This is a genomic window from Streptomyces huiliensis, from assembly GCF_020037025.1.
Taxonomy (GTDB): domain Bacteria; phylum Actinomycetota; class Actinomycetes; order Streptomycetales; family Streptomycetaceae; genus Streptomyces; species Streptomyces huiliensis.
In genome coordinates this window covers 12,706-34,719 of sequence record NZ_JAIQLH010000129.1, presented here as the reverse complement: position 1 = coordinate 34,719, position 22,014 = coordinate 12,706, and the positions used below count along the sequence as shown (strand labels likewise).

Genomic DNA, 22,014 nt, shown 5'->3' with positions numbered 1-22,014 from the left:
GCATCGACGCCTGGCCGATCTGCCTGGACACCCAGGACTCCGACGCCATCGTCGAGATCGTCAAGGCCATCGCCCCCGGCTTCGCGGGCATCAACCTGGAGGACATCTCCGCGCCCCGCTGCTTCGAGATCGAGGCCCGGCTGCGCGAGGCCCTCGACATCCCGGTCTTCCACGACGACCAGCACGGCACCGCCATCGTCGTGCTCGCCGCCCTGACCAACGCGCTGCGGGTGGTCGAGAAGTCCATCGGCGACGTACGCGTCGTCATGTCCGGCGCCGGCGCGGCCGGTACGGCCATCCTCAAGCTGCTGATCGCCGCCGGCGTCAAGCACGCCGTCGTCGCCGACATCCACGGCGTCGTCCACGCCGACCGCGACGACCTGGTCTCCGCCGACCCGGGCTCGGCGCTCCGCTGGATCGCCGACAACACCAACCCCGAGGGCATCACGGGCACCCTCAAGGAGGCCGTGCGCGGCGCCGACGTCTTCATCGGCGTCTCGGCCCCCAACGTCCTCGGCGCCGAGGACGTGGCCGCCATGGCCGACGGCGCGATCGTCTTCGCGCTCGCCAACCCCGACCCCGAGGTCGACCCGGCGATCGCCCGTCAGACGGCCGCCGTCGTCGCCACCGGCCGCTCGGACTTCCCCAACCAGATCAACAACGTGCTGGTCTTCCCGGGCGTCTTCCGCGGCCTCCTGGACGCCCAGTCGCGCACCGTGAACACCGAGATGATGCTGGCCGCCGCCGGCGCCCTCGCCGACGTCGTCGCCGAGGACGAGCTGAACGCGAACTACATCATCCCGAGCGTCTTCAACGAGAAGGTCGCGGGCGCGGTCGCCGGGGCCGTCCGCGAGGCCGCCAAGGCCGCCGGAGTGGCTGTGACGGCCGCCACGACGGCCTGACCACGGCGCGTCGCGTGACGCGGCGCTCCCACGACCCCCATAGGGTGTCGGGCAGTGAACGGGCCGCGGAAACGCGGCCCCCTTCCGAGGCTGTGGCGCTTTCCGTGTGACTCCCCAGGGTGCCGGATTGGCTTTCCCACCACTGGTGGGGGCAGGATGCTCCCCCGAGGACTCCGTCCAGGGGGCACCCCCCGGGGCGCGAGGGATCTAGTGGCGGACCCGGGTCCGGGGACTGTCCGAGGGCCCTGGCAGCATCGGCTTCGATCTCACGCCTCATTGGCAAGAAAGACACGGGAGTACAACATGAACCGCAGTGAGCTGGTGGCCGCTCTGGCCGACCGTGCCGAGGTGACCCGCAAGGACGCCGACGCCGTTCTGGCCGCCCTCGCCGAGACCGTCGGTGAGGTCGTCGCCAAGGGCGACGAGAAGGTGACCATCCCCGGCTTCCTGACCTTCGAGCGCACCCACCGTGCCGCTCGCACCGCCCGTAACCCGCAGACGGGCGAGCCGATCCAGATCGCTGCCGGTTACAGCGTGAAGGTCTCCGCGGGCTCCAAGCTCAAGGAAGCCGCGAAGGGCAAGTAAGCCTTCGGACGCCGGAGGGCGGCCGTTCCCGGTGCGGGGGCGGCCGCCCTTTCGCGTTCCCGGGGCTGCGCCCCAGACCCCCTTTTCGCGGCTCCGCGCGGTTTCTCAGGGGGTCTGGGGGCTTCGCCCCCAGGAAACGGCGAAGGGGCGGGACCGGGGCATCGCACCCCCGTCCCGCCCCCACCGAGCGGACGACCCGTCAGGCCCCCTGCGGAAGCTCCACGTTCGCGCCGAGATCCTGCAGCTTCTGCATGAAGTTCTCGTACCCGCGGTTGATCAGCTCGATCCCGTGCACCCGCGACGTCCCGTCCGCCGCCAGAGCCGCGATCAGGTAGGAGAACCCACCCCGCAGGTCGGGGATCACCAGGTCCGCGCCCTGCAGCTTCGTCGGGCCGGAGACGACCGCCGAGTGCAGGAAGTTCCGCTGGCCGAAGCGGCAGGCGGAGCCGCCGAGGCACTCGCGGTAGAGCTGGATGTGGGCGCCCATCTGGTTGAGGGCGGAGGTGAAGCCGAGCCGGGACTCGTAGACCGTCTCGTGGACGATGGAGAGGCCGGACGCCTGGGTCAGGGCGACGACCAGCGGCTGCTGCCAGTCGGTCTGGAAGCCGGGGTGGACGTCCGTCTCCAGCGCTATGGCGTTGAGCTCGCCGCCGGGGTGCCAGAAGCGGATGCCCTCGTCGTCGATCTCGAAGGCGCCGCCGACCTTGCGGTAGGTGTTGAGGAAGGTCATCATCTCGCGCTGGCTGGCGCCGCGGACGTAGATGTTGCCCTTGGTCGCGAGCGCCGCGCTCGCCCAGGAGGCGGACTCCAGGCGGTCGGGGAGCGCGCGGTGGTTGTAGCCGCCGAGCGAGTCGACACCGGTGATCCGGATGGTCCGGTCGGTGTCCATGGAGATGATCGCGCCCATCTTCTGCAGCACGCAGATGAGGTCCTCGATCTCGGGCTCCACGGCCGCGTTGGACAGGACGGTGACGCCCTCCGCCAGCACGGCGGTCAGCAGCACCTGCTCGGTCGCGCCGACCGACGGGTACGGCAGCTGGATCTTGGTGCCGCGCAGTCGCTGCGGGGCCTCCAGGTACTGGCCGCCCTCCCGCTTCTCGATGGTGGCGCCGAACTGGCGCAGCACCTCGAAGTGGAAGTCGATGGGCCGGCCGCCGATGTCGCAGCCGCCCAGGCCCGGGATGAAGGCGTGGCCGAGGCGGTGCAGCAGGGGGCCGCAGAAGAGGATCGGGATGCGCGAGGAGCCGGCGTGCGCGTCGATGTCGGCGACGTTCGCGCTCTCCACGTGCGAGGGGTCGAGAACCAGCTCGCCCGGCTCGTCGCCGGGGCGCACGGTCACGCCGTGCAGCTGCAGCAGACCGCGGACGACCCGTACGTCACGGATGTCGGGGACGTTGCGCAGGCGGCTGGGGCCGCTGCCGAGCAGGGCGGCGACCATGGCCTTCGGCACGAGGTTCTTCGCACCGCGGACACGGATCTCGCCCTCGAGCGGGGTACCGCCGTGGACAAGCAGGACATCGTCAGGGCCGGTCATGGATCTCGCGTTCCTGGAGTTGGGCAGGGGGCAAGAAGAAAGGGTAATGCGACCGGAGGGGCCCGATGCCGCCCTGAGGGGGCCCTTGGCACGTCATGGGTTTGTCACAACACGCTGCGTTAACGGAGTGGTCGCTACCGGTTATCGCCGGACCCGGATAAGGGGCGTCTCCCGGCGCGCCCCCTCCTCCGTGCTCCGGAACGCTTCGTACCGGCCGGTTTTCCGACCCTTCCGGGGGCTCCCGCGGGCCCGGAATGCGGGATCATGTCGCCATGACGGAGGTGTCCTCGCTCACAGGGCGGCTGCTGGTCGCGACCCCGGCGCTGGCGGACCCCAACTTCGACCGCGCGGTCGTGCTGCTGCTCGACCACGACGAGGAGGGCTCGCTCGGCGTGGTCCTCAACCGGCCCACACCGGTCGGCGTGGGCGACATCCTCGCGTCGTGGGCCGCACTGGCCGGCGAGCCGGGCGTGGTGTTCCAGGGCGGGCCCGTCTCGCTGGACTCGGCGCTCGGCGTGGCCGTCGTCCCCGGGGACGAGCCCGGCAAGGACGCCCCCGCCGGCGGACCGCCCGGCTCCGCGCGCCGACCGGGCCGGGGCGACCCCGTCGGCTGGCGACGGGTGCACGGCGCCATCGGCCTCGTCGACCTGGAGGCCCCGCCCGAGCTGCTGGGCTCCTCCGTCGGCTCGCTGCGCATCTTCGCCGGCTACTCGGGCTGGGGGCCCGGCCAGCTGGAGGACGAGCTGGTGGAGGGCGCCTGGTACGTCGTGGAGTCCGAGCCGGGCGACATCTCCGCCCCGGACCCGTCCCGGCTCTGGCGGTCCGTGCTCCGGCGGCAGCGGAACGAGCTGGCCATGGTCGCGACCTACCCGGACGATCCGAGTCTGAACTGAGGCGCGGGACGGGTACGGACAGGCGGCCGGGCGCCGCGTCCCCCGAGCCTCGGCCGACCGTGCCGCTCCCCAGTACCCTTGGGGACCATGAGCACTCTCGAGCCCGAGCGCGGGGCAGGTACAGGCACCCTCGTAGAGCCGACGCCGCAGGTGTCGCACGGCGACGGCGACCACGAGCGCTACGCCCATTACGTCCAGAAGGACAAGATCATGGAGAGCGCGCTCTCCGGCTCCCCGGTCGTCGCCCTGTGCGGCAAGGTCTGGGTGCCCGGGCGCGACCCGAAGAAGTACCCGGTCTGTCCGATGTGCAAGGAGATCTTCGACGGCATGGGCGCCGGCGGGGACGACAAGGGTGGCAAGGGCGGCAAGGGCGGCGACAAGAAGTAGCCGCCGGCGGCCGGCGCCGCCCCCCGCCCCGGCCTCGCACGGCCACCCGCCCCCGCCTCGCTCCACGGCTCCCCGGACGCGTCTCCGCACGCGGCCGGGGAGCCGTCGTCCGTACGGGGTCGGGCACGGTTTCAGGCTCGTCCGGCTGGGGCCGGGGGCTGGTCGGCGGCCGTCCGCCCGGGAGAGGATCCGTCCGGAACCGCGAACCGGACCAGGACCGCCTGCCGGAAGGGCTGCCATGAGCGACACCGAGACCGGACTCGTCCCCGCGCCGCGCCGCTTCTCGTGGGTCCCGCCCGGCGGGGGCCTGGAGGTGCTGGACGAGGAGACGGGGATCAACGCCGGCCCCGGCACCGAGCGCACCGCCCGCTGGCTGCGCGCCACGGTCGGGGCCGCCACCGGGCTGCCGCTGCCCGACGGCGAGGACCACCACAACCACCTCGTCCTCCGCATCGACCCGCGGCTGGCAGGCGAGCTGGGCCCCGAGGGCCACCGGATCGTCATCGACGGGTACGGGATCTTCCTCGACGGCGCGGACGCGGCCGGGGTCTTCTGGGCCGCGCAGACCTTCCGGCAGCTGCTGGGCCCCGACGCGTTCCGGCGGGCGCCCGTCACCGCGCGGCGGGAGTGGCACGTCCCGTGCGTTACCGTCGAGGACGCGCCGCGGTTCGGCTGGCGCGGCGCGCTCCTCGACGTGGCCCGGCACTTCGTCCCCAAGGACGGCGTCCTGCGCTTCCTCGACCTGCTCGCCGCGCACAAACTCAACGTCCTGCACCTGCACCTGACCGACGACCAGGGCTGGCGCGTCGAGATCGAGCGCTACCCGCGGCTGACCGAGGTCGGCGCCTGGCGGTCGCGGACGAAGCTCGGGCACCGGGCCTCACCGCTCTGGGACGACCGGCCGCACGGCGGGTACTACACCAAGGACGACCTCCGCGAGATCGTCGCGTACGCCGCCGAGCGGCACATCACCGTGGTCCCCGAGATCGACCTGCCCGGCCACTCGCAGGCCGCCATCGCCGCTTACCCCGAACTCGGCAACGCCGACGTCGTCGACACCACCGCCCTCGGCGTCTGGGACACCTGGGGCGTCAGCCCGAACGTGCTCGCCCCGACCGATGCCACCCTGGCCTTCTACGAGAACGTGCTGGCGGAGGTCCTCGACCTCTTCCCCTCACACTTCGTCCACATCGGCGGCGACGAGTGCCCCAAGGACCAGTGGAAGGCGTCCCCGGCGGCGCGGGCCCGGATGGCGGCCGAGGGGCTGGCCGACGAGAAGGAGCTCCAGAGCTGGTTCATCCGGCACTTCGACCGCTGGCTCACCGCGCGGGGGCGGCGGCTGATCGGCTGGGACGAGATCCTGGAGGGCGGGCTGGCCGAGGGGGCCGCCGTGGCGTCCTGGCGTGGCTACGCGGGCGGCGTCGCCGCGGCCCGGGCGGGCCACGACGTCGTCATGTGCCCCGAGCAGCAGGTCTACCTGGACCACCGGCAGGCCCCGGGCCCGGACGAGCCCGTGCCCATCGGCTACGTCCGCACCCTGGAGGACGTCTACCGCTTCGAGCCGGTACCGCCCGGGCTCACCGCGGAGGAGGCCGGGCGCGTGCTCGGCGCGCAGGCCAACCTCTGGACGGAGGTGATGGAGGACCAGGGGCGGCTGGACTACCAGGCGTTCCCCCGGCTGGCCGCCTTCGCCGAGGCCGTGTGGTCGGCCCTCCCGCCGCCCGCCGAACGGGACTTCGCCCACTTCGAACAGCGCATGGCCGTCCACTACCGGCGGCTGGACGCGCTCGGCGTGGCGTACCGCCCGCCCGGCGGCCCCCGTCCCTGGCAGCGCCGCCCCGGCCTGCTCGGACGTCCGATCGAGGGGACGCCCCCGATCGTGTGACGTCGGGCGGAAGGTGCCGGTTGGCCGGGTGCGCCCCTGGCACGGTGGACCTCCGCACACCGCCGTAAGTCGTACAAGGAGCGGTCAAAGACGGGCATATGCCGCCATGGTGGGCCGGAGGTCGTCGGTTCCGTCAGTCGGTTCCGTCGGCCGGTTGTGTCAGGGTGCCGGACGCGGAAACGGGACGAGCGTGGGGACGAGGGCCGGAGCGGCAGCCGAGCCGATGACGAGACGGTGACGAGACGATGACCGCGCCCACCGCGTCGACGGGACCCATCGCGTCGACGGGACCCACCGCGTCGACGGGACCTACCGCGTCGGCCGGACCGGCCGTGCCGACCGGGCGTACGCCGCTCCGCCGCGGGCCGCGACGCGCCCGGGCGCCCGTCCCCCCGGCCGCCGCGCGGGCGGTGACGCGCCGACGGGCCGCGGGCGTCCGGCCGGCCCGCGGGACGGACCGTCGTACGGAGGCCGCCCCTCCGGCCGGACCGGGGTGCCCGAGGGGGCTGGGGAAGGGCGGCGGTTCGCGGACCCTCGCGACGGCGGACTCGGAAGATGTGCCACAGTTGCCACGTCCGGACCGTGAGCACGTACCGTACGGCGGAATGCCGGCGCGACGGCCGGAACAGCCGGGACCACCGGGGAAGGGGCAGCTGGGTTGACCACGCACGCACCGCAGGCGGCGCACACGGTGACGTTGCCGGGCTCGCTCGACGAGGCCGTGGCGGCGCTGGCCGCCATGCCCGCCGCCGTGCCCGTCGCGGGCGGCACCGATCTCATGGCAGCGGTCAACTCGGGACTGCTGCGCCCCGCCGCGCTCGTCGGCCTCGGCCGCATCAGCGAGATCCGCGGCTGGCAGTACCAGGACGGCCACGCCCTGCTGGGCGCCGGACTCACCCACGCCCGCATGGGCCGGCCGGACTTCGCCGCCCTCATCCCCGCGCTCGCCGCCGCCGCCCGCGCCGCCGGGCCCCCGCAGATCCGCAACGCCGGCACCCTCGGCGGCAACATCGCGTCCGCCGCGCCGACCGGCGACGCGTTGCCCGTCCTCGCCGCCCTGGAGGCGTCCCTCGTCATCGCGGGTCCCGGCGGGCGGCGCGAGATCCCGGTCGGCAGGCTGCTCGCCGGGATCGAACTGCTGCACCCGGGCGAGCTCATCGGCTATGTCCGCGTCCCGCTGCTGCACGCCCCGCAGACCTTCCTCAAGGCCACCGGCCGGACCGGTCCCGGCCGCGCCACCGCCTCCGTCGCCGTCGTCCTGGACCCGGCCCGGCGGATGGTCCGGTGCGCGGTCGGCGCGGTCGCGCCGATGCCGCTGCGGCCGTACGACGCCGAGCACTGGGTCGCCTCGCTCATCGACTGGGACGGCGAACGCACCCTGGCCCCCGAGGCGCTGACGGCCTTCGGCGACTACGTGGCCGCCGCCTGCATCCCCGACCCGCCGCCCGTCCCGCAGGGTGCCGACGACGGCACCGGTCTCGCCGTCCAGGCGCCGGGAGAAGGTACCCTGCCGCCGGCCGTGCTGCATCTGCGGCGTACCGTGGCGACTCTGGCCCGCCGAGCACTGGGGAGGGCACTCGCGTGAGTGACGATCAGCAGCGACACGCCCGGACGCCCGTCGAGGGCGGCTGGCAGCCCATGCCGCGTGGAGCGGAGATCGACGCGGAGGGCACGGCGTTCGTCCAGCTCCCGCCCGAGCTGCTGGCGCACCCGGGCACCGGTGCGTCCACCGGCTGGGCGCCGCTGGCCGCGCCCGGGACGGGGTACGCGCCGCCCGCGGCGGCGTCCTCCTGGGACGCGGTGCCGCAGTATCCGGCGGCGGCCGCCGGGCCTGCCGGTCCCGCCGGCCCCGTCGGACAGGAGCACCCGGGCGGGGCCGGGTATCCGCAGGGCGGGCACGCGGCGGCCGGGGAGCCGGGCGTTCACCAGCCCGTTCCCCACCCGTCTGTTCCCCACCAGTCCGTGCCCCACCAGTCCGTGCCTCACCAGTCCGTGGCGCACCATCAGCAGCAGAACCCTCCGCAACAGAACCAGCAGCCTCAGCAGCATCAGGGCGCGTCCGTGCCACAGCAGGCCGGCGTCCACCCGGGGGAGCCCGGGCACGCGGCGCAGCCCGAGCACGACGACTGGCCGGCCGGCCCGTACGTCACGGGCATGGTCGACGGGCCGGCGGAGTGGGCGGCGCCCGGGGACGCGTACGGTTCCGGCGCCTCCGACACGTACGGCTCGGGCGTGCCCGGTGTGGACGCCCAGGGCGGTGACGTCCATGGCGGTGATGTTCACGGCGGTGACGTCCACGGTGGCGAGGCGTACGGCGCCGAGGTGTACGGAGCGGACGGGTACGGCAACGGTACGTACGGCTCCGGCGTGCCGGCGGCCACCGCGCCCGGCGCTCCGGGCACTTCGGGCGCCGCGAGCGCGTCCGGCGGGCCCGACGGCTCCGCCGGGGTGCAGGACACGGCCCAGTGGCCGCTGCCGTACCCGCCCGGCGTGGAGCCGGACGCCGCCGCGCAGGGCGGTCCCACCGGACAGTGGTCGGTTCCGGTGGCCGGGGACGACCCGGTCGACGAGTCCGGCGAGTACGCGCCGCACGCCGCCCCGCGTCCGGCGGTGGACTGGCCCGCCCCCGGGCCCGCCGACACCGGCACCGGGGTCTGGCACCAGCCCCTCGACGGCGGTCCGGAGGGAACGGCAGGGACGGCAGGGACGGCCGGGACGGCAGGGGCGATCGCTCCGGAGCCCCCGGTGGAGCCGGCCGGGCAGTGGTCGGTGCCGGCCGCTCCCGCGGCGACGGGCGACACGCCCGACGCGTCGGGGGAGTACCGGGTGAACGCGTACGCGGGCGCCGGGGCGGCTCCGCTGCCCGGGACGGACCTCGTGGACGCCATGGGCGCCGTGGACGTCATGAACGACACGGACCTCGCGGACGTCTCGAACGTCACCGATACGGGTGATCAGGTGGCGAGTGGCGCGTGGGAGGTGGTGACCGACGCTTCGGGCGCCCCCACGGCCGTTTCGCACGCCGACGCGCAGCCGCACTCGCACCCGCACGCACACCCGCACGCTCAGCCGGACCTCCGGCCGAACGGGCATCAGGGTCAGGAGGAGTACGGCGGGTACGAGCGTCACGACGTACCCGAGGCGCATGCCGAGCCGGCCGCGCACGCCGGGCACGAGCCCGAGTCCGTAGCGCCCGCGCCCGGTCCGCACACGCCGGCGGAGGCGGGACACGAGCCGTCGGCCGGACCGGAACCGGCGTACGACGTGCCCGTCCCGCACGGTGCGCCCGTCCCCGCGGAGCACCTGCCCGAGGAGAGCGCGCCTGCCGGCGGCGACCACGGACAGCACGAGCAGCCGGAGCAGCTCGAGCAGCCGGAACAGCCGGGGTACCCCGAACCGGCCGGCACGTTCGACGCGTCCGCCCCCTCGGCCCCGTCGGAAGGTTCCGATTCCGACCTGGGCGTCCCCACCGACGCCCCGGACGTCATGGACGCCAACGGGCCCACCGATCACGCCCACCATGTCGACCCCGTCGATCGCACCGATCACACCGATCACACCGATCACGCCGACCCCGCCGATCACACCGACCTCATCGGCCCGTCCGCGCTCGACGAGCCGCAGGCTCCCGCCACCGAGCACCCCTGCGCCTCGTACGTCCTGCGCGTCAACGGCACGGACCGGCCGGTCACCGACGCGTGGATCGGCGAGTCCCTGCTCTACGTCCTCCGCGAGCGCCTCGGCCTGGCCGGTGCCAAGGACGGCTGCTCGCAGGGCGAGTGCGGCGCGTGTTCCGTGCAGGTGGACGGCCGGCTCGTCGCGTCCTGCCTGGTGCCCGCCGCGCTGACGGCCGGTTCGGAGGTGCGGACGGTCGAGGGGCTGGCCCAGGACGGGCAGCCGTCCGACGTGCAGCGCGCGCTCGCCGACTGCGGCGCCGTGCAGTGCGGCTTCTGCGTGCCCGGTCTGGCCATGACGGTCCACGACCTCCTGGAGGGCAACCACGCCCCCACCGAACTGGAGACCCGCCAGGCCATCTGCGGCAACCTCTGCCGCTGCTCGGGCTACCGCGGGGTCCTGGAGGCCGTCCGCCAGGTCGCCGACGAGCGCGCCGAGGCGACCGCGGCCCTCGAAGAGCAGGCGGCCGGGGAACAGGACTCGGCCACGGGACGCATCCCGCACCAGACGGGGCCGCACGACGGCGGCAGTGGAAAGGCGACGGCATGACGGGGATGGGCGGCAACGCCGGAGCGGGCGGCTCCGGAGGGCCGGACGACGTGACGGGCGTGCTCGGCGCCCTGGTCACCTCCTCCGTCACCGCGCCCGCGCCGGCGCCTGACGGGCCCCCGCAGGGGATCGGCGCGTCCGTCCAGCCCGTCGACGCCGCGGCGAAGACGCAGGGCACCTTTCCGTACGCCGCCGACCTGTGGGCCGAGGGCCTGCTGTGGGCGGCCGTGCTGCGGTCCCCGCACCCGCACGCCCGGATCGTCTCCATCGACACGGCCACGGCCGCCGCCATGCCGGGCGTGCACGCCGTGGTCACCCACGCCGATGTGCCGGGTGACGCCGCGCACGGACGGCGGGTCGCGGACCGGCCGGTGTTCGCGTCGGACGTGGTGCGCCACCACGGCGAGCCGATCGCCGCGGTCGCCGCCGACCACCCGGACACGGCCCGGCTCGCCGCCGCCGCCATCGCCGTCGAGTACGAGGTGCTGGAGCCGGTCACCGACCCCGAACTGGCCTTCTCCGCCGAGCCGCTGCACCCCGACGGCAACCTCATCCGCCACATCCCGCTGCGCTTCGGCGACCCCGAGGCCACCGGCGAGGTGGTCGTCGAGGGGCTGTACCGCATCGGCCGGCAGGACCCGGCGCCCATCGGCGCGGAGGCCGGCCTCGCCGTGCCCCGGCCCGACGGCGGCGTCGAGATCTACTGTGCCTCCACCGATCCGCACACCGACCGCGACCTGGCCGCCGCCTGCTTCGCCCTCGAACCGGAACGCGTCAAGATCGTCGTCACCGGTGTGCCCGGCGCGATGGGCGACCGCGAGGACTCCGGCGTCCAGCTGCCGCTCGGCCTGCTCGCGCTGCGCACCGGCCACCCGGTCAAGCTCGCGGCCACCCGCGAGGAGTCGTTCCTCAGCCACGCCCACCGCCACCCGACGCTGCTGCGCTACCGGCACCACGCGGATGCGGAGGGCAAGCTCGTCAAGGTCGAGGCGCAGATCCTGATGGACGCCGGCGCCTACGCCGACTCCTCGTCGGACGCGCTGGCCGCCGCCGTCGCCTTCGCCTGCGGCCCGTACGTCGTCCCGCACGCCTTCGTCGAGGGCTGGGCCGTGCGCACCAACAACCCGCCGTCCGGCCATGTGCGCGGCGAGGGCGCCCTGCAGGTCTGCGCCGCGTACGAGGGCCAGATGGACAAGCTGGCGGCGCGGCTCGGCATCGACCCGGCCGAGCTGCGCATGCGCAACATCATGGCCACGGGCGACATCCTCCCCACCGGCCAGACGGTCACCTGCCCGGCCCCCGTCGCCGAACTCCTCGCCGCCGTCCGCGACTACCCCCTCCCCGCCCTGCCCAAGGACGACCCGGAGGAGGAGTGGCTGCTCCCCGGCGGTCTGGAGGGCGCCGGCGAGCCGGGCGCGGTGCGGCGCGGCGTCGGTTACGGCGTCGGCATGGTGCACATGCTCGGCGCGGAGGGCGCGGACGAGGTGTCGACGGCGACGGTGAAGGTCAGCGGTTCCGTGGCGACCGTCATCTGCGCCGCCGTCGAGACCGGCCAGGGCTTCTCGACCCTCGCCCGGCAGATCGTCCAGGAGGTCCTGGGCATCACCGACGTGTACGTGGCCCCCGTCGACACCGACCAGCCCCCCTGCGGCCCGGCCGCCCACGGCCGCCACACCTGGGTCTCCGGCGGCGCGGTGGAGCGCGCCGCGCGCATGGTCCGCACACAGCTCCTCCAGCCCCTGGCCGCCCAGTTCGGCATGTCCACGGAGCTGCTGACGATCGCCGACGGCAAGATCACGTCGTACGACGGCGTGCTCAGCACCACCGTCGCCGAGGCGCTCGACGGCAAGGAGCTCTGGGCCACCGCCCAGTGCCGCCCCCACCCGACCGAGCCGCTGGACGAGACCGGCCAGGGCGACGCCTTCGTCGGCATCGCCTTCTGCGCGGTACGGGCGGTGGTCGACGTCGACGTCGAGCTGGGGTCCGTCCGCGTGGTGGAGATGGCCGTCGCCCAGGACGTCGGCCGCGTCCTCAACCCCGCCCAGGCGCACGCCCGCATCGAGGCCGGGATCACCCAGGGCCTCGGCGCGGCGCTCACCGAGAACCTCCGCACCTCGTCCGGCCAGGTCCGCCGCCCGGACTTCAGCGGCTACGCCCTGCCGACGTCGCTGGACGCGCCGGACATCCGGATCGTCAAGCTCGTCGAGGAGCGCGACGTCGTCGCCCCCTTCGGTGCCAAGGCCATCAGCGCGGTCCCGGTCGTCACCTCCCCGGCCGCCATCGCCTCCGCCGTCCGCGCGGCCACCGGCCGCCCGGTCAACCGCCTCCCGATCCGCCCGCAGGCGGCGGTGGCGGTCGCGGTCGCGCAGGGCGGCTGACGGGGGCCCCGACCTGGGTTCGGCGCCACCGTGGCCTGGTCGAACCTCAGTTGAGGAATACCGGTGGTGCATGTGTGCCTACCTGTCGGTAGTCTTGCATGGCTTGATGTAGGACCCATGGGGTTGGGCGAGGGGCGGGGAGACGACGTGGCCGGGATGTTCACGGCCGCCAAGCTGAAGGTGGAGCTGGACACGCTCAAGACCTTCAAAGGGCGGGTCGACGAAGCACTGATCAAACTGGGCGACTCGGAGGCCGCGCCGACGCGCATGGCCTCCGCGACGCTGGACCCTGGTCACCTGGGGCGGAACTTCAAGGCGGTCGACGCGCTGTACGGCGCCTACCGTGACGTGCATGAGGACCTGACGGCGCTGTCGCGGCTGCTGGCCGATCAGATCGAGGCCCTGAGCGTCGCCGTCCGGGGCATGCACAACGACTACCAGGAGACGGACGAGCGGCACCGCGCCCGCATGTGGGCCGTCCAGCAGGAACTGCTGAAGCACTACGACCCCCGGCAGGACCCGCACGCGCCGTCGAACACGGGCAAGCCGCCCGCCGACGGCGGCGGTAACGGCAATGGCAGCGGCGCCGACGGTGAAGGCGGCATGTGACATGGCGGACCAGGACCGGGGGAAGGACCCCCGCAGACCGTTCGAGCGCGCAGCGGTGCCGGACTTCATCCACACGTCCCACGAGGACCTGCGGGCGATGATCGAGCACGCCGACGCGGGCAAGATCGACCACGTCGTCAAGAAGCTGCACGAGGCCGCCAACACGATCCGGGACATCGGCAACGACCTCAAGGAGCACGCGGGCAAGGTCGAGGTGTGGAGCGAGGGCGGCGCGGCCTTCCACACCTGGAGCGCCGACATGGGCAACGCGACGCTCCGGCTGGCCGCCTACAGCGAGAAGGCCGGCGACTGGCTGGCCCACGCCGCCAACACGCTCCGGGCCGTGAAGACCGAGATGCCGCCGCTGCCGACGGCGGAGAAGGCGACCCTGGCACAGTTCGACAAGCTGTACCCGGGGTTTCGCGGCAACCCCCTGCTGTTCAACAGCGACGTCGTCACCTCGCTCCACAAGGACGGCCCGAGCACCTTCCAGGTGACCGCCGCGGCGAACAAGATCGCCGAGGCCCACAAGGGGGCGGCCGCGGCGCTGCGGAAGCTGGCGAATCAGTACAACGACTCGGGGGAGGAGATCGCGCGGGCGGACCGGCCGAACTTTCCGCCGATGCCGGGGGTGATGATGCCGCGTGAGAGCATCCTGGACCCCGAGTACATCACGCTCGATGGCCAGGCGGGCGGGGGCGGTGGCAGTGCCGCGGCCGCCGGGACCGGTGGCGGCGGAACACCGTCCGGGGACGGCGCCACGCGTGGAAACGGCGGTGTCGCGGTGGTACCGGTCGGGGATCCGTCCGGTGGGACACCTGGCGGTCCGTCCGGCGGTCCGTCCGGCGGTCCGTCCGGCGGTCCGTCCGGCGGTCCGTCCAGTGGCTCGTCCGGTGGGACGACGACCGTTCCTCCCGTCGACCGACCCGACACCTCGACACGGGTGGACGGCGGGGTGCCTGTCCCCACGGTGCCCGACAGTGGCCGGCCGGCTCCTCAGCTGCCCGGCAACCCCTCGCCGAACGGTCCCACGGTACCCCCGCAGGTGCCGCCGGGGCCCGTCCCCGGGGTACCGCCGGTTCCTCCGGCCTGGCCCGGTTCCGTGCCGCCGGGACGGAAGCAGGGCGGTGGCCGAGGTGCCGAAGGCCCTCACGGGAGATCGGTGCCGCCGGTGGCTGAGCGTGGTCGCGACACCGGCCGGGCAGGCATGGTCACGCCCCGGAACCCTGTCGTGCCGGGGCTGCCGGGAGCTTCCGGCGTTCCCCCGGTGCGTCCGGGAGGCCCGGCCGACGGTGTCGTGGGTGGCCGGCCAGCCCCCCGTACCCCTGGTCAGGGCCTGCCGACAGGCCCGAGGGGCACGGTCGTCGGTGCCGAACCGGCGCCCGGCGCGACGGGACAGGGCCGACCGGGGATGGGCTACGGCCCCGGGGTCGGCGGCGCACCCGGCAGCGGCGCCGGCGGTGCCGCACGTACCGGCGGGCGTCGTCTGGCCTCCGAGGACGGGGGAGTGGCCGGCGGGCGTGCGACGCGGGGCGCCGTTTCGGAAGGCCGTCCGTTCACGCAGGGCGGTTCGGGGCTGAGGCACGGCGCCGGAGAGACGCGGAACCGCCGGGAAGGTGACGCCTCCGCGAGCCGGCGACCCGACTTCCTCACGGAGGAAGAGGAGTCGTGGGGTCAAGGGGGACACGGGAACGTTCCCCCCGTGGTCGATTGAACTCCTTGAGGAAGAGGGCACTTGTGCGCAGGAACGGAGGCGTCCGGGACCGTTTCCGGCGAGTGGCCGTACTGGGGGCCGCGACGGCCCTCTTCCTCGTCGGGACCGGTACCGGACCGGCCTGTGCGGAGACCGTCCGGAGCCTCCAGTGGTACCTGGACGGCATGCAGGCCGAGGAGATGTGGAAGGTCAGTACCGGCGCCGGCGTGACGGTGGCCGTGATCGACACGGGTGTCGACGACACACTGCCGGACCTTCGGGGGCAGGTCCTCCCCGGCAAGGACTTCCTGCCGTCCGGAGACGGGTCCCACAAGGACACCAAGGGGCACGGCACGGCCATCGGCGTGCTCATCGCCGGCACGGGCAAGGGGCCCGGCGGCACGGGAACCATGGGGCTGGCCCCAGGTGCCCGGATCCTTCCGCTCCGCGTGATGAGCACCACCGACGGGTGGATTCAGGAGAACGCGGCCATTGTCAAGGCGATCCGCTACGCGGCGGACTCCCCGGCGCGCATCATCAACATGTCCTTGGCGGCGCCGGTACAGAGCCGGGAGATGGACGAGGCGATCACCTATGCCCTTTCCAAGGGCAAGTTGGTGTTCGCCGGATCGGGGAACTCGGCCCGAGAGGGAAACCCGGTCCTGTATCCGGCGGCGTCGCCCGGAGCGGTGGCCGTCGCGGCCGTCGACAAGAACGTGCGCGTGACGGATGAGTCCTCCCGTGGGCCGCACGTGGCCTTGGCGGCGCCGGGTGCCGACCTGGTCCACAGCTGTGTGGGCGGCACGGGCATCTGCCGGAGCCACGGCACCAGCGGCGCCAGCGCCCTCGCCTCCGCCTCCGCCGCGCTTCTCTGGTCCGTCCACCCGGACTGGACGGCCAACCAGGTCCTCCGCGTCCTCATCAACACGGCCGGCGGGGCGAAGAGCGGTGCCAAGCGCACCGACCTGATCGGCTACGGCGTCGTCCGGCCGCGGATCGCCCTCAAAGAACCGGGCGATCCCGGGCCGGCGGACGTCAATCCGCTGACGGGGGCGAAGGGTTCGGGCGCGGTCTCCGAGCCGGTGCCGCGCCGGTCCGGGGGCGGGGGAGACTCGGTAAAGGCGGCCAAGGCGTCCGGAGGTGGCAGGGGAATGGGCTCCACGACCTGGGTGCTCGTGGGGGCCGGCGGCGTGGTGGTGGCGGGCGGCGCGGGCGCGCTGCTCGTCGCGCGGCGGCGTCGGCGGGCGGCCGGTTCCGGGTCGTCCGCGCACTGACCGGCCGGCGCGTCACACCACCGGCATAGCCGTCAGCGACCCGTCCGCCGAGAGGAAGACGCGGTTGCCCGAGCCGACCAGCCAGGGGGAGACGCTGCCGCGCCAGGTGTAGGACCAGAGGGGCCGGCCGGAGCGCTTGTCGAGGGCCCGGGCGGCGCCGGAGCTGCCGCCGGTGGCGAACCAGAGGGTGCGGCCCTGGACGGTGGGGGGTGTGAGCGGCGGGTAGGCGTCGGCGTTGAGCTGGTGGGTCCAGAGGGTCTTGCCGGTGCGGCGGTCGAGGCAGTACAGGCGCGGGGTGTCCACGGCGTAGAGGAAGTCGCCGTCGACGAGTGGGCCGGACCAGCCCTGGAGCGAGGTCTTGCCGCCGGAGACCGTGTCGCTGACCTGGTAGGAGGCGGAGGGGAGGGACCAGACCTCCTCGCCGTTCTCCAGGCGGTGCGCGGCCAGCGTCTTGCCGCCGAGATAGACCAGGTCGCCGCGGACCGCCGGCTGGACGGCCTCGTGCGCGTAGGGGCGCTGGGCGGTCTTCCACACCGTGCGGCCGGTGGCGGTGTCGAGGGCGTGGACGCCGCCGTCCTGGCCGTGGACGATCAGGCGGTTCCGGGCGGGGACGGTCAGTGCCGCCTCGCTGTGGGACGGTTCGCGGTCCGGGTGCGGGACGGCCCAGCGGACCGTCCGGGAGCGGAGGTCGAAGGCGCCGAGCCGGCCGGGGCGCATGGCCCGGGCGCCGTCCACGAAGTACACCGTCGTGTCGTCCATCGCGAGGACGTGGTCCGCGTCCACGTCGGCGCTCCAGCGCTCGTCGCCCGTGGCGGCGTCCAGGCCGACGAGCCGGCCGCGGTCGAACGGGGTCGCCACGATGCCGGAGCGGCCCGCGAAGCGGCCGTACTGCTCGCTCTTCGCCTGCCACTTGAGCTTGCCGTCCCGGACGTCGAACGCCGCCAGACCGTCCATCGTCATGGCGATGACCAGGCCGCGTACGGGCAGGGGCGCGGGCGCGAAGGAGAACGTGCGGACCGGGCCCCAGAGTTCGGCCGGCGGGCGGCCCTCCTCGTACTCACCCGCCTTCAGGAGCTTGGCGTCCCAGGACTGGGCCGGGGGCGCCGGGTCGGCCTTGAGCGCCTCCCCCTTCCCGTCGCCGCGCAGGAACCACCACGCGCCCGTCCCGCCCGCCGCCGCCACGGTGACGCCGCCCGCCACGAGGGCGGTGACGAGGCGGCGGCGGGAAGGGGTGGCGGGTGCCGACGTGACGGTGAGCGTCGTCAGCTTGTGGGCGTCCGCCTCGCGGCGGGTGACGTCGGCGGCGAGCGCGCCGCGCCGCCAGACGCGGTCGGCGCCCTTGGGCGGGGCCATGGCGGTGGCGATCAGGGCGGGCTGCGGGCGGTGTCCGGGCTCCCGGGCCAGGCAGGGCGCGATCAGCGCGTGCAGCGACGCGGGGAGGCCCGCCAGGTCCGGCTCCTCGTGGACGACCTTGTACTGGACGGCCGCCACGTCCGTGCCGTCGTAGGCGCGGCGGCCGGTGGCCGCGAAGGCGAGCACGGCGCCGAGCGAGAACACGTCACCGGGCGGCCCGACGCGCCGCCCGAGCACCTGCTCGGGGGCGCCGTAGCCGGGGGTGACGGGGTTGGTGCCGGTCGTGGTGAGGGTGAGGCCGTGTTCGGGGCGGGCGATGCCGAAGTCGATGACGCGCGGGCCCGAGGAGGTCAGGACGATGTTGGGCGGCTTGATGTCGCGGTGCACGAGGCCGGCGGCGTGGATGTCCCCGAGGGTCCGCGCCAGCGCGGCGCCCAGGGCCCGCACCCCCGCCTCGTCGAACGGTCCGTGCCGCTCCACCGCCTCGTCCAACGTCGGCCCGGCCAGGAACTCCGTGGCGATCCACGGCCGTCCGCCCTCCGTCCACGCCCCGAGCACCCGCGCGACGCCCGCGCTCGTCACCGCCTGCGCGGCCTGCGCCTCGCGCACGAAGCGCTGGGCCATGTGCGGGTCGTGTGCCATCTCCGGGTGCAGCACCTTGACGGCGGCCATGCCCCCGGCGGCGTCCTGCCCGAGGTACACCTTGCCCATCCCGCCCGCGCCGAGCACACCGACGAGACGGTACGGACCGAGGCGGAGGGGGTCGCCGGTGGTGAGGGGATCCATGGGGTGGGTGCCAGACCTGTTCGAGTGGAGAGCGAGCGAGAGCGAGTGGAGAGCGAGTGGGGCGGGTGAGGGGAGCGGGCGTGGTGCCGCGCGTCGGGGACCGGCCGATTCTCCCGTCACGCTGTCAGGCGGTTGCGGGTGGGGGTGGAGCGATCAGTGGTGCGGTGGAGGTTTGTGGGGCGATGTCGGTTACGGGCCCTCAGTCGCCCCAGTCACCCCAGTCGCCCTCAGTAGCCACCCAGCCGCCCTCAGCCTCCCGTGATCCCCAGCACCACCACCCAAGCCCCCATCAGCATCACCAGCGCCACCCCCCACGCCACCGGCGCCCCCTCCCGCCGCGACATCAGCCCCCAGGTGCCCAGCAGGGCCGCCGCGGGGGCGGTGAGCCACGGGATCCAGGCGGCGGCCTGCTGGCCGGCCACGGTGCAGATCGCGCGGGTGTCGCCCTGGTTGCACCCGTCGCTCGCCATGACCGTGAACGGGAGGATGAGGAAGGTGAGTCCGGCGAAGAGCCACAGGGCCGCCGTGCCCATGACCTTGAGGGCGGTGACGGCCGCGGAGTCCGCGGCGGCGGTCGTCGGGGTCTGCGCGGCGTCGGCTGAAGTCATGTCCGTCACGCTAGGCGCGACGTTCCGGGGCGGACATCCGTACGGGTACCCGACGCGGTGCGCGGGGCGGCTGAGTACCGCTACTCAGACACCCCGCGCACCTCACGCCCCAGCGGAGGCCGTGACCGGATTCGAACCGGCGTAACTCGCTTTGCAGGCGAGTCCCTGAACCACTCGGGCACACGGCCGTGTCGTCGTGTTCCGTCATCGACGATCGTGCTCTGTCATCGACGATAGGGAGGTCGTCCGGCGGGCCACAACAGGTGGGCCGCAGGCGCCACATGAGTGTCACACCGCGTTCATGCCGGCCGCGCCGCCTTCACCGGGCGGCCAGGAAGTCCTCCACCACCGGGCGGAACATCTCCGGCTCGTCCACCCACGGGTAGTGCCCCACCCCGTACAGCGTCCGCACCTCCGTGCGGGAGGCCGCGGGGAAGGAGGCGGCGACGATCTCGCCCGCGCGGACGCCGGTGATGGCGTCGCGGTCGCCGGTGAGGACGAGGAGGGGGAAGGTGGCGGCGCGGAGGTGTTCGAGGAGGGCGCGGCGGGCGGGTTCGTCCACGCCCTGCCAGAAGGCGATGCGGGGTACGGGGTGGAGCTGGCCGTCCTCGGTGGCGGCGTGGGCCTGCTGGGGGGCGTCCCAGCGGCCGTAGCCCATGGGGGCGGCGCGCCGGAGGAGGGCGCGGGCCTCGGTGAAGTCGTGGGTGTCGGCGAGGGAGTGGACGGCGACGTAGGCGTCCACCCACCAGTCCTCCTCGGCGCGTGACTCGAAGATCTCCTCGGCGTCCGTGGGCAGTTCGCCCTGGAGGCGGGAGCCGGGGGCGACGAGGACGAGGTGGCTGACCCGGTGCGGGTAGAGGGCGGCGTACGCCTGGGCGGTGGCGCAGCCGGCGTCGTGCGCGAGGAGGGCGAAGCGGTCGAGGCCGAGGTGGCCGCGGAGCGCCTCGACGTCCTCGGCGAGGGCCGGGAAGGCGTAGCCGCGGGGGTCGTCGGCGGGCGGTGAGTCGCCGGTGCCCCGGCTGTCGGGGACGACGAGGGTGTGCCGGGCGTCCAGGCCGCCGAGGTCGCCGAGGTACGCGGCGTCCCGGCCGGGGCCGCCGGCGAGGCAGACGATCGGTTGACCGGGGGAGCCGGGGGAGCCGGGGTCGTCGGCGGCGCGCGCTTCCAGCACTCGGTAGGCCAGTTCCGCCGTGTCGTACGAGACGTAGCGTGAGGTGTGAGCTGTGTGAGGCGCCATATGTCCACCATGCCCCAAAAGTTCGTTGATCCAGAAGTCATTCAAGCCGGATCTGCCTGCTGCCCCAAATTCCGCTTATGATTCCGGCGTGTTCGACTCCCGGCACATCAAGACGTTCCACGCGGTGGTCACGGCGGGCTCGTACTCCGCGGCCGCCCGGGCGCTCGGCTACACGCAGCCCGCGATCACCCAGCAGATGAAGGCCCTGGAGCGGTCCGTCGGCACCCCGCTGTTCACCCGGGTCGGTCGCCGGATGCGGCTCACGGAGGCGGGCGAGGCGCTGTCCCGGCACGCCGAGACGATCCTGGACACCCTCACCGTCGCCCAGCAGCAGATGAGTTCGCTGACCAGGCTGCGGGCCGGTCGCGTGCGGGTCTGCGCCTTCCCCAGCGCCGGCGCCACCCTCGTCCCGGAGGCCCTGGCCCGGCTCGCCGCCGACCACCCCGGCGTCCGCGTCGAGCTGCTGGAGGGCGAGCCGCCCGACTCCCTCCGCCGGCTGGTCCGCGGCGAGTGCGACATCACCCTCGCCTTCACCTACCCCGGACTGCACGACGAGGTGCCGGACGAGCTCGCGGAGATACCGCTGCTGGAGGACCAGCTGACCGTACTGCTCCCCGCCGGGCACCCGCTGGCCCGCCGCCGGGCCGTCGGGCTGGCCGACCTCGCCGACGAGCGGTGGATCGCCGGCTGCCTGCGCTGCCGCACCAACTTCCTGCACGAGTGCGCCGAGGTCGGCTTCGCCCCCGACATAGCCTTCACCACCGACGACAACCTGGTCGTGCAGTCCCTCGTCGCCGAGGGGCTGGGGGTGGCGATGATGCCGGGGCTCGTGCTGTCGTTCCTGCGCCACGACCGGATCACCGGACGGGCGCTCGACCCCGCCTCCCGGCGCCGGGTCTCCGCGTACGTCCTCCGCGACCACCTGCGCGTCCCCGCCACCGCGCTGGTCCTCGACGAGCTCAAGGCCGCGGCGGCGCGGCGGGTGGGGTGCTGAGGGGGCCGTCCTCCCCTCGCCCGGCGCGTCCGGGCCACCCATAAGCGGACGTTGGGTCCCGGTCAACAAACTGTCGTTGGACGTGATGGATCACGCCCCCGACGCTGCCCGTATGACCACTCCTACCGCACTTGCGACGACCGCCCGGCTCCGCGGGCTCATCGACGACGTCCGGGAGGCAGTGGGCCGCGGCCTGCCGCCGGACACGACGGCCTACCTCGTCGGCGAGCGGATCGCCGGCCACCTCGGCGCCGACGACCTGCTCACGCCCGAGCAGTGCGAGGGTGACCCCGAGCGCTACCGCCAGCACATCCTGCACGCCGAGCCGGACGGCAGCTTCTCCGTCGTCGCCCTGGTCTGGCTGCCGGGGCAGCAGACCTCCATCCACGACCACGTCTCGTGGTGTGTGACCGGCGTCCACCAGGGTGCCGAGAGCGAGCGCCGCTACCGCCTCGTCCCCGACGGCACGAGCTGCCGGCTCGTCGCCACCGAGGACGTCGTCAACGCGCAGGGCGACGTCTGCGGCTTCGCTCCGCCCGGCGACATCCACCGGGTGCGCAACGCCTGTTCGTCCACCGCGATCTCGATCCACGTCTACGGCGCGGACGTCGCGCGGCTGGGCTCCAGCGTGCGCCGCGTCTACCACCTGCCCGCCGACGAGCTGTGACAAGC

At 74.0% G+C, this 22,014-nt stretch carries 17 protein-coding genes and 1 tRNA gene; 13 read left to right on the top strand and 5 right to left on the bottom strand.

Going from position 1 to position 22,014, the window contains the following annotated elements; genetic code table 11:
- A partial coding sequence (locus JNW98_RS22120) for an NAD(P)-dependent malic enzyme (protein WP_308015646.1) occupies positions 1 to 902 on the top strand: 902 nt, incomplete at its 5' end.
- A gap of 303 nt (positions 903 to 1,205) precedes the next feature.
- On the top strand, positions 1,206 to 1,487 hold the full coding sequence (locus JNW98_RS22115; RefSeq protein WP_004951951.1) for an HU family DNA-binding protein: 282 nt from the start codon (positions 1,206 to 1,208) through the stop codon (positions 1,485 to 1,487).
- Between the two features lie 199 nt (positions 1,488 to 1,686).
- On the opposite strand, the gene murA is transcribed toward JNW98_RS22115, so the two are convergent.
- Positions 1,687 to 3,021: a UDP-N-acetylglucosamine 1-carboxyvinyltransferase gene (gene murA, locus JNW98_RS22110; RefSeq protein ID WP_223770011.1), complete on the bottom strand. Its 1,335-nt coding sequence runs from the start codon at positions 3,019 to 3,021 to the stop codon at positions 1,687 to 1,689.
- Positions 3,022 to 3,293: 272 nt separating this feature from the next.
- Between murA and JNW98_RS22105 the strand changes: the two genes are divergently transcribed.
- The 9 genes from JNW98_RS22105 (at position 3,294) to mycP (ending at position 16,364) form a co-directional block, all read left to right on the top strand.
- Positions 3,294 to 3,914 carry a YqgE/AlgH family protein gene (locus tag JNW98_RS22105; protein ID WP_223770010.1) on the top strand — a complete coding sequence of 207 codons (621 nt, stop codon included), beginning with the start codon at positions 3,294 to 3,296 and terminating at the stop codon, positions 3,912 to 3,914.
- 87 nt (positions 3,915 to 4,001) lie between these two features.
- Entirely contained in the window at positions 4,002 to 4,301 is a 300-nt protein-coding gene (locus JNW98_RS22100) for a DUF3039 domain-containing protein (RefSeq protein ID WP_071961972.1), read from the top strand.
- A 238-nt stretch (positions 4,302 to 4,539) separates the two neighbouring features.
- Complete coding sequence (locus JNW98_RS22095) at positions 4,540 to 6,186, top strand: beta-N-acetylhexosaminidase (RefSeq protein WP_223770009.1); 1,647 nt, start codon at positions 4,540 to 4,542, stop codon at positions 6,184 to 6,186.
- A 658-nt stretch (positions 6,187 to 6,844) separates the two neighbouring features.
- Positions 6,845 to 7,771, top strand: a complete 927-nt coding sequence (locus tag JNW98_RS22090; protein WP_223770008.1) for an FAD binding domain-containing protein — start codon at positions 6,845 to 6,847, stop codon at positions 7,769 to 7,771.
- A complete protein-coding gene (locus JNW98_RS22085) occupies positions 7,768 to 10,410 on the top strand; it encodes a 2Fe-2S iron-sulfur cluster-binding protein (RefSeq protein WP_223770007.1) in 2,643 nt (880 codons plus the stop codon). The genes JNW98_RS22090 and JNW98_RS22085 overlap by 4 nt, the downstream gene beginning before the upstream one ends.
- A 5-nt stretch (positions 10,411 to 10,415) precedes the next feature.
- Positions 10,416 to 12,788, top strand: coding sequence for a xanthine dehydrogenase family protein molybdopterin-binding subunit (locus tag JNW98_RS22080; protein ID WP_223770012.1), 2,373 nt, complete (start codon positions 10,416 to 10,418; stop codon positions 12,786 to 12,788).
- A 156-nt stretch (positions 12,789 to 12,944) separates the two neighbouring features.
- Positions 12,945 to 13,397: a DUF2563 family protein gene (locus JNW98_RS22075; RefSeq protein WP_504755177.1), complete on the top strand. Its 453-nt coding sequence runs from the start codon at positions 12,945 to 12,947 to the stop codon at positions 13,395 to 13,397.
- 1 nt (position 13,398) lies between these two features.
- On the top strand, positions 13,399 to 15,111 hold the full coding sequence (locus JNW98_RS22070) for a WXG100 family type VII secretion target (protein WP_223770005.1): 1,713 nt from the start codon (positions 13,399 to 13,401) through the stop codon (positions 15,109 to 15,111).
- Positions 15,112 to 15,134: 23 nt separating this feature from the next.
- Positions 15,135 to 16,364 carry a type VII secretion-associated serine protease mycosin gene (gene mycP, locus JNW98_RS22065; RefSeq protein WP_223770004.1) on the top strand — a complete coding sequence of 410 codons (1,230 nt, stop codon included), beginning with the start codon at positions 15,135 to 15,137 and terminating at the stop codon, positions 16,362 to 16,364.
- Positions 16,365 to 16,376: 12 nt separating this feature from the next.
- Here mycP and JNW98_RS22060 read toward each other — a convergent pair whose 3' ends face one another.
- The 4 genes from JNW98_RS22060 to JNW98_RS22045 form a co-directional block, all read right to left on the bottom strand.
- Positions 16,377 to 18,503 carry an outer membrane protein assembly factor BamB family protein gene (locus JNW98_RS22060; RefSeq protein ID WP_223770003.1) on the bottom strand — a complete coding sequence of 709 codons (2,127 nt, stop codon included), beginning with the start codon at positions 18,501 to 18,503 and terminating at the stop codon, positions 16,377 to 16,379.
- Positions 18,504 to 18,751: 248 nt separating this feature from the next.
- Positions 18,752 to 19,111, bottom strand: a complete 360-nt coding sequence (locus tag JNW98_RS22055; protein WP_223770002.1) for a hypothetical protein — start codon at positions 19,109 to 19,111, stop codon at positions 18,752 to 18,754.
- 116 nt (positions 19,112 to 19,227) lie between these two features.
- Positions 19,228 to 19,299, bottom strand: a tRNA-Cys gene (locus JNW98_RS22050).
- A gap of 131 nt (positions 19,300 to 19,430) precedes the next feature.
- Complete coding sequence (locus tag JNW98_RS22045) at positions 19,431 to 20,348, bottom strand: alpha/beta fold hydrolase (protein WP_223770001.1); 918 nt, start codon at positions 20,346 to 20,348, stop codon at positions 19,431 to 19,433.
- Between the two features lie 88 nt (positions 20,349 to 20,436).
- On the opposite strand from JNW98_RS22045, the gene JNW98_RS22040 reads away from it, so the two are divergent.
- Positions 20,437 to 21,342 carry a LysR family transcriptional regulator gene (locus JNW98_RS22040; protein ID WP_223770000.1) on the top strand — a complete coding sequence of 302 codons (906 nt, stop codon included), beginning with the start codon at positions 20,437 to 20,439 and terminating at the stop codon, positions 21,340 to 21,342.
- Positions 21,343 to 21,454: 112 nt separating this feature from the next.
- Positions 21,455 to 22,009 carry a cysteine dioxygenase family protein gene (locus JNW98_RS22035; RefSeq protein ID WP_223769999.1) on the top strand — a complete coding sequence of 185 codons (555 nt, stop codon included), beginning with the start codon at positions 21,455 to 21,457 and terminating at the stop codon, positions 22,007 to 22,009.
- Positions 22,010 to 22,014 lie beyond the last annotated feature (5 nt).